At 72.1% G+C, this 7946-nt stretch carries 4 protein-coding genes; all 4 read left to right on the top strand.

Annotated features, from left to right (window positions below; genetic code table 11):
* The coding region (locus MJ785_RS13300; protein ID WP_239381186.1) for an SDR family NAD(P)-dependent oxidoreductase at nt 1-2524 on the top strand (2524 nt) is incomplete at its 5' end.
* A 70-nt stretch (nt 2525-2594) separates the two neighbouring features.
* Nucleotides 2595-5288, top strand: a complete 2694-nt coding sequence (locus MJ785_RS13295) for a beta-hydroxydecanoyl-ACP dehydratase (protein WP_239381185.1) — start codon at nt 2595-2597, stop codon at nt 5286-5288.
* Nucleotides 5282-6892 (top strand): PfaD family polyunsaturated fatty acid/polyketide biosynthesis protein, encoded by a 1611-nt coding sequence (locus MJ785_RS13290; RefSeq protein WP_239381183.1) that lies wholly within the window; start codon nt 5282-5284, stop codon nt 6890-6892. The genes MJ785_RS13295 and MJ785_RS13290 overlap by 7 nt, the downstream gene beginning before the upstream one ends.
* Nucleotides 6889-7946 (top strand): acetyl-CoA carboxylase, carboxyltransferase subunit beta (accD, locus tag MJ785_RS13285; RefSeq protein WP_239381174.1); only part of this gene is annotated, 1058 nt, incomplete at its 3' end. The genes MJ785_RS13290 and accD, both read left to right, overlap by 4 nt.

Here is a 7946-nt window from a genome sequence, read left to right as displayed (position 1 = left end):
TCTGGGACCGGCCGCTGCTCCTGCCGGTCAGCGGGCGCAGCCCGCGGTTTCCCCCGCTGCGTCGCCCGCTGCGCCGGCTCCGGGCGAGGCCCGCCGGCTGACGGCGCAGACGTGGCGGCTGCCCGCGATCGACCGGCTCGAGGGAGCGTATGCGGCCGCGCCGGTCGCCGTAGTTCTTGATCATGGTGACGAGCTCGCCGCCCCGATCGTCCGCGAGCTCGAGCGCCGTGGCTGGGATGTCTGTCACCGGACGCTGGGGAGCCCGGCGACCTCCGCCGGGGACGCATTCCTGGACTGGGATGGCCAGGACCTCGACAGGCAGCTTGCCGAGGTCCTGGCCGAATCACCCCGGATCGATCTGTGCCTGACGCTGCTCGGCCAGCCTGAGCGGTGGGACGACGCGACCCGTCGGCTCGCTGAGACGGTACGGGCCGCCGGGCGGATTGCCGGTGCCCTGCGGGAGACCGCTGACACGGGAACGCGGGCCAGTTTTGTGACCGTGAGCCGGCTTGACGGCATCCTCGGCCACAGCGGGGAGCGCGCCATGGCGGCCGCGGTGCTGGGCGGGGCCACCGGGCTGGTGAAGACCCTTGCCCGGGAGATGCCGGCGCTGTTCTGCCGGGCGCTCGACCTGAGCCCGGCGCTCGGTGACGACGCTGCGGCGGAGGCCGTGCTGCGGGAGCTGGACGACGCCGCCCGTGACGTCGCCGAGGTCGGTGTCGATGCCGAACGGCAGCGGTGGACGGTGCGGTACGAAGACCTTGATCTGGTCCCGGTTGACCTCACTGACCTCAGCGTCGGCACCGAGGACACCCTGGTTGTCACCGGTGGCGCGCGTGGTGTAACGGCTCTGTGCGTGCGGGCGTTGGCGCAGGTGTGCCCGCTGGCCTTTCTCCTGCTCGGCCGCACCGAACTCACCGACGAACCCGACTGGGCCGCTGGGGTGCCCGACAGCGCGCTGAAGCCGAAGCTGATCGAGCGGCTGCGGGCGGACGGCGGTTCGCCGGCTCCGCGCGAGGTCAACCGTGCCCTGCGCGATCTGCTCGCCCAGCGCGAGATCCGGGCGACCCTCGCCGACGTGACCGCGGCCGGGGCACGGGCGGCCTACCTCAGCGTTGATGTCGCCGACGCCACGGCCACGCGGGCGGCTCTCGCCGAGCATGAGGCCCGGATCACTGGCATCGTGCACGGTGCCGGTGCGCTCGCCGACGCGATGCTCGTGGACAAAAGCGCGGCGGACGTGCGGGGAGTCCTCGCACCAAAGATCATCGGTCTGGGCAACATCCTGGCCGCCGTCCCGCAGGCTCCCCTGCGCCAGCTCGTCGTCTTCACCTCGATCGCCGGGATCGCCGGAAACCCTGGTCAGGGCGACTACGCGGCGGCGAACGAAGCACTGAACAAGGTTACGGCCAGCTGGCGGCGCAGCCGGCCGGCCAGCGCGGCCGTCGCGATCAACTGGGGAGCCTGGGACGGTGGGATGGTCACCCCCGAGCTCCGGGAGATGTTCCGCGCCCGAGGTGTGCCCCTGCTGGCGCCCGCGGATGGGGCGCGGATGTTCGTCGAGCAGTTCAGCGCGGCCCGCGCGGGCGACGCATGTGTCCTGGTCGGTCATCCCGTCCCGCTGGCGGCGGCCACGGGGCCGATCGACACCCCGGCCTTCGTCAGCCATCGGGAGCTGACCGGCTTCGACCTGGACCCGGTGGTGGACGCCCACCAGATCGGCGCCCACCCGGTGCTGCCCGCCACGGCCGGGCTCGGCTGGCTGATCAATGGCCTCGAGCGGGCCAACCGGGACCTGCGGGTCGTCGAGGCGCGTGACTTCGAGGTTCACAAGGGGATCGTCTTCGACGGCTCGCACGAGCGCGGCTACCGGCTGGAAGCCGACGCGGGCAGCGTGGTCGACGGGCGGCTGGTCATCCGGGCCGCGATCCGCTCGGACACCGGTGGCGCGTTCCCGGCGTCCCACTACGGCGGGGTGTTCGTGCTCGCAGCCTCGCCCGACCAGGCCCCAGCCGACGTTGCCTGGCCCGGCTACCCGCTCGGGCAGGGACCCGAGAACGGCCTGGACGGCTACGCCGACGGGACCCTGTTCCACGGGGTCCTGCTGCAGGGCATCCGGCGGCTGCTGCACCAGGACCGGACCCGGCTGGTGGTGGAGTGCCGGCTGCCGGACACCCCGCTGGCCGCTGGTGCCTTCGCCGGCAGCCTGCACAGCCCGGCGCTCGGGGATGTCGTCGTCCAGGCGGCGTACGTGCTGGGCCGCGCCTATCTGCGGGCCGGCTGCCTGCCGCTGGGTATCGGGCGGGTCCAGTTCTTCGCGCCGCTGCCGGGCAACGCCACGTTCGTGGCGGTGGCCGACAACCTGCGCTCCACGTCCATGGGGGTGACCGTGGACGTCACCGTCCACGCGCCCGATGGCGCTGTGCTCCAGCGGTTCCTCGACGTTTCGCTGATCAGCACACCCGACATGGCTGAGAAGATCCGGGAGGGCGCCCGGCGCCGGGACGCGCGGGCACGGCCATGACGAGATCGGTCAGTGCACCCAGGGGCGTCGGCCCTGATCGCGCCGGCCCCGATCGAACGGAGACGACCCGATGACCGCGAGCCTTGACGAAAGCGGCGAGCTGCTGCAGTTCGACGGTGATCCGTTCGGCGTCCCGCTGTGGCCGGCCGATGCCGCCGCGCCGGTGCCCACGGCCGATGCCAGCACATATGGCGTGCCGCGGGCCCAGCCGGCCCAGCCGGCCGCGACCGCCGAACCGGCTGGGCCCGCGGCCCCGCTGGTGTTCCCCGCGCCCGCTCCGGTGTCCATGGCTGACCCGGCCGCGGAGCTGGTGCGCGGTTTTCGGGAAGAGATCATAAGGGCGCATGCCGGCGCGATGCGGACGCAGGCGGCGTTTCAGGAACTCGCGCTCGCCAGGATGGGTTTCCGGGGCCCGGCTCTGTCCCGCCGGGACACCGGCCCGCTGCCCCACCCGGAGCCGGCCGGCGCCTTTGCGCCGGCCGTTCCCGCCCCGGCGGTTGCGGCCGTCCGGGGCGCCCCGGCGGCCCTGAGCGCCCCGGGCGTTCCCGCGCTCGGCGGTCCTGTTGATGCCCGCGGTGAGGCCGCGTACGAGGTGGCCGTGGCGTCCGCCGCCGGTCTTGGCTATGACCTGGACGGGTGGGTGTCGCCCGCGACGCTGGTCCGGGCAGCCTGGGACGCGGTGCTGCGCTCCGCCTCCCTCGCGGCGGCGGGTGGCACGGCGTCCGCGGCCGGTTGGGAGATCCGGCACGCCACGGTCGTCTTCGAAGGCGAGCTTCCCCGGGCGGACGAGCCGCTGCGGTTCGCGGTGGTGGCCGGCTCCCCGGCGCCCGATGGGACCGCCGGGTTCTCCGTCCGCTGTCATGCCGGTCCGCGGCCGGTGCTGTCGGTGCCCGACGGTGTCGCCGGCCCGCGCGCGGCCGTGCCGGTCGGTGCGCCGCTCGGCACGGCCGAACCGGATCCGGTGCCGACCATCCTCGCCTTCAAGCCGCTCGCGTACACCCCACGGACAGCCCTCGGCCCGGCGGAGCTCGCCAGGCTGTCGGGCGGTGATGTCCCCGGCGTGTTCGGGAGCAGCTACGAACAGCGCGGCTGCAACACCTCGCTCCGGCTTCCCCCGGCCGGATTCCTGCTGCTCGACGAGGTGATCGAGATAGCTCGGACGGGCGGGGCGCGTAACCTCGGCCGGCTGCGCGCGCGCGGCCGGCCGGCCGCTGGCGACGCCGTCAGCGCCTCCAGTGCCGTCAGTGCCGTCACGGTGCTGGAGGCGGCCTGGCAGGCGGCGCAGACGCTCGCGTTGTACTTCGGCCTCCAGCTGTGCCTACCCGATGCCCGCTTCGACGTCTGTCTGCCCGACAGCAATATTGATCTTGAACCAGAGGTGGCTCACTGGGCGGTGGACGTGTTCGCCGGGGGATGGGACGCCGGCTGCGAGCTGGTGGCCGATGTCACTGTGGCTGGTCTCGCGCCCCGCCCCCGCATCCGCCTCGACGCCGAGTTCCGTGGCGCGGGGGGAGTCCTCGCCCGGGTCAGCGGCCTGTACCTCCAGCTCCGGGAGAAGCCGGGGACGTTGGTGGCGCCACTGCGCGGCGGTGCGGTGCCGGGTTTTCTCGGCCGGGTCAACTCCGCCGGCGAGGCGGCGATGATCAACGAGATGCACATGGCCAACAGCGCTCACGGCTACCTGGACGTGGCGCTCGGCCCGGAGTTCGCCCCCTACCTCGGCCGGCGGGCAACCCGGCTGCCGGGCGGCGGGCTGTCGCTGGTCGATCGAGTGATGATCGTGGACGGCCAACGCGGTGAGCTGTCCGGTGGCGCCACCGCGTGGACCGAGTACGACGTACCCGCGGACGCCTGGTACTACCAGGAGTACGCGAGCCCGACGATGCCCAACATCGTCCATATGGAGACATCGCTGCAGTCCGCGTTGTTCCTGGGCTACTACCTGGGTGCCACCCTGACCGGCCCGGACGAGGACTACAGCCTGCGCAACCTCGACGGCGAAGCGACCCTGCTGCGCCAGGTGGACCTGCGGGGCCGCACGATCCGCCAGGTCTCGACCCTGCTGTCCACCACCGTCATGGTCGGTGCGGTCCTGCAGAACTTCTCCTACGAGCTGTCCGTGGACGGCGAGCCGTTCTACCGGGGGGAATCCCTGTTCGGTTTTTTCAACGCCACGGCCCTGGCGAACCAGAACGGGCTGGACTCCGGTGCCTGCGTGCCGACCTGGCTGGAGACCGCCGAGGTAGCGCCGGGCGCGGTCCGCACGATCGACGTGGCGGGCCGGCGCGACGCCGGTGCCCCGCTGTCCTCGCGGGGGCATCTCGCCATGCTTGACAGCGTCCAGGTCGTCGACGGCGGTGGTCGTTTCGGTAAGGGCTACCTGCGCGCGGTACGGCCGGTCGACCCGTCCGACTGGTTCTTCGCGCTGCACTTCTGGCTCGACCCGGTGATGCCTGGTTCGCTCGGCATCGAGGCGGTCATCCAGGCGATGCAGGAGTGGCTGGTCGACAGCGGGCTTGCCGCCGATCTGGTCGAGCCCCGGTTCGTCCTGCCGACGGATCTGTCGATGAGCTGGCGCTACCGCGGCCAGATCCTGCCCACGGACGGCGAGATGACCCTGGAAGTCCACCTCAAGGAGGTCCGCCGCGGCGTCGAACGGGTCCGGGTCGTCGGCGACGCCAGCGTGTGGAAGCCCGGCATGCGTATCTACGCGCTGACCGACATCGCGGTCGAGCTGCACGGAGTGGGAGCGGGACCATGGTGACCAGCTATCCGCCGGGGCCGGTCCTGGCCACCCCGGCCGCGATCGGACGGACCGTCGAGGAGGTCTACGCGGTTCTCGCCGCGCTGGACCGGCCGTGTTTCGTGCTGGAACACGGCGGCGGGATCGGCGCCACCAACGACGAGACCGCGGCGCGGCGGTCCGGCGGACGTGTTCTGGCCGTGGCGCCGGCGATGCCCGCGCACCGCCTGGGGGCAGCGGACTTCCTCCGTGACCACGGCGTCCGTTACCCGTACATGGCTGGCGCGATGGCCAACGGCATCGCCTCGGAGCGTCTTGTCGTCGCGATGGCGAAGGCGGGGTTCCTCGCGTCGTTCGGGGCCGCTGGCGTGGTACCGGACAAGATCGATGCGGCGCTGGCGGCGATCCGGCGGGCCGCGCCGGGGCTGCCGTTCGCCTGCAACCTGATCCACAGCCCGAACGAGCTGGAGCTGGAACGGGCAATCGTCGAGCTGTCGTTGCGACACGGGGTGACCTGCGTGGAGGCCTCGGCCTTCCTCGAGCTCACCCCGCAGATCGTGCGGTACCGGCTCGCTGGTCTGAGCCGGGATCCCGCTGGCGGGGTCCGGATCGCCCACCGGGTCCTCGCCAAGCTCTCCCGTACCGAGATCGCGGAGCTTTTCCTGGCGCCCGCCCCGGACACGCTGGTGCGGCCGCTCGTCAGCGCCGGCCTGGTCAGCGCCGAACAGGCCGAGCTCGCCCGTTTCGTGCCGATGGCCGACGACATCACCGTGGAGGCGGACTCCGGCGGTCACACCGACCGCCGGCCGTTGGCCGTGCTCCTGCCAGAGATCATTTCGTTGCGGGATCGGGTCGTGCGTGAGCGCGGCTACCGCCGGCCGGTCCGGGTCGGCGCGGCCGGCGGGCTCGGCACCCCGTCGAGCGTGTTCGCCGCGTTCGCGATGGGCGCGGCCTACGTGGTCACCGGTTCGGTCAACCAGCCGTGCGTGGAGTCCGGGCAGTCCGTCAGCGCGAAGCGGCTGCTCGGCGCGGCTGAGGGCACCGACTGCGCGATGGCGCCGTCGTCGGACATGTTTGAGATGGGTGTCGAGGTGCAGGTCCTGCGGCGCGGCACGATGTTCGCGTCCAAGGCGAAGCGGCTGTTCGAGCTGTACCAGGCTTACGGGGGGATTGACGATCTTCCTCCCGGGGAGCGGGCCTGGGTCCAGGACAAGGTGCTGCGCCGGCCGTTCGCGGACGTGTGGCGCGACACCGTCGAGTACTTCGAAGAACGCGACCCTGAGCAGATCCGCCGGGCTGACGGGAACCCGAAACGGAAGATGGCGCTGATCTTCCGGTGGTATCTCGGGCTGTCGTCGTTCTGGTGCATCGGGGCGAATCCCGAGCGGGTCACCGACTACCAGATCTGGTGTGGACCGGCCGCGGGCGCGTTCAACACCTGGGTCCGCGGTACCCATCTGGAGGCGGTGGAGAACAGAAGCGTGGTGGACGTCGCCGCGAACCTCATGACGGGCGCGGCATTCGCCGGCCGGGTCGCCCAGCTCCGCTTCGCCGGGGTGAAACTCCCGGCGGCCTGCTCGACCTACCGGCCGGTGCCGCTCGCGACCGCGGGCGGACGGTCATGACCCTGGTCAACGGGAGCCCGCCCCCGCGGGCCGCGGCGAACCAGGCCGCGGCGAACGAATCCGCACCGCGGCGCGTACCGGTGACCGGGCACGCAACGCCGGCCAGCCGCGACAGCGAACCCGGTCGATGGTTCCTGTGTGGGGGCTGTCGGGCCATGCTGTACGGCAAGAGGTTCGTGCAGGCGCACCGGGTCTGCGCCGACTGCGGCTGGCACGCGCCGCTGACCGCGAGCGAGCGACTCAGCCAGCTGCTCGACCCGGATTCGATCGAACAGCTGGCCATGCCCGTGTTTGACGCCGATCCGCTCGGCTTTATCGACTCCAAGCCGTACCAGGACCGGCTGCGGGAGACCCGAGCCCGGACCGGGCTGGACGAGGCGGTGCGGTGTGCCCGGGGGCGGATCGACGGGCATCCGGTGATCGTCGCGGCCATGGACTTCCGCTTCATGGGCGGCAGCCTCGGCTCGGTTGTGGGGGAGGCCATCACCCGGGCGGGTGAACTGGCGTTGCGCGAACGCGTCCCGCTTCTGATCGTGACCGCCTCCGGGGGCGCGCGCATGCAGGAAGGCGTCATCTCGCTCATGCAGATGGCCAAGACCAGCAACATGCTCGGCGAACTGGACGAGGCGGGCATCCTCACCCTGTCTCTGATCACTGATCCGACCTTCGGTGGGGTAGCCGCATCCTTCGCGACCCTGTGCGACATCATCATCGCGGAACCGGCGGCGCGGCTCGGCTTCGCGGGTCCGCGGGTCATCGAGCAGACCATCAAGCAGACCCTGCCGGCCGGGTTCCAGACCGCGGAGTTCCTGCTTGCCCACGGCATCGTTGACATGATCAAGCCGCGTAGCGCGCTGCGGGCGGCGATCGCACGGTTGCTTGCGATCGCGGCTCCGGGCGGTTCCCCGCCGGGCGAACCGGCTGGACCGGCCCCCGAGCCGGCGACGGACGGACACGGATCCGCGGGTCATACGCAGACAGGTCATACGGAGAACGGATGCGAACCAGGCGGTCCTGGCTCCGCCGCGGTGCCCGCCGCGGTGCCCGCCGCGGG

Origin of the sequence: Protofrankia sp. CiT1 (genome assembly GCF_917627335.1) — a bacterium.
Classification (GTDB): Bacteria; Actinomycetota; Actinomycetes; order Frankiales; family Frankiaceae; genus Protofrankia.
Note: the sequence above shows the minus strand (reverse complement) of the source record. Positions and strands in the feature narration are given on the sequence as shown.

Bases quoted from the DNA above. Each gene is read 5' to 3' on its own strand.
- MJ785_RS13295 (WP_239381185.1), top strand. From the start codon at position 2,595: ATGACCGCGAGCCTTGACGAAAGCGGCGAGCTGCTGCAGTTCGACGGT.
- MJ785_RS13290 (WP_239381183.1), top strand. From the start codon at position 5,282: ATGGTGACCAGCTATCCGCCGGGGCCGGTCCTGGCCACCCCGGCCGCG.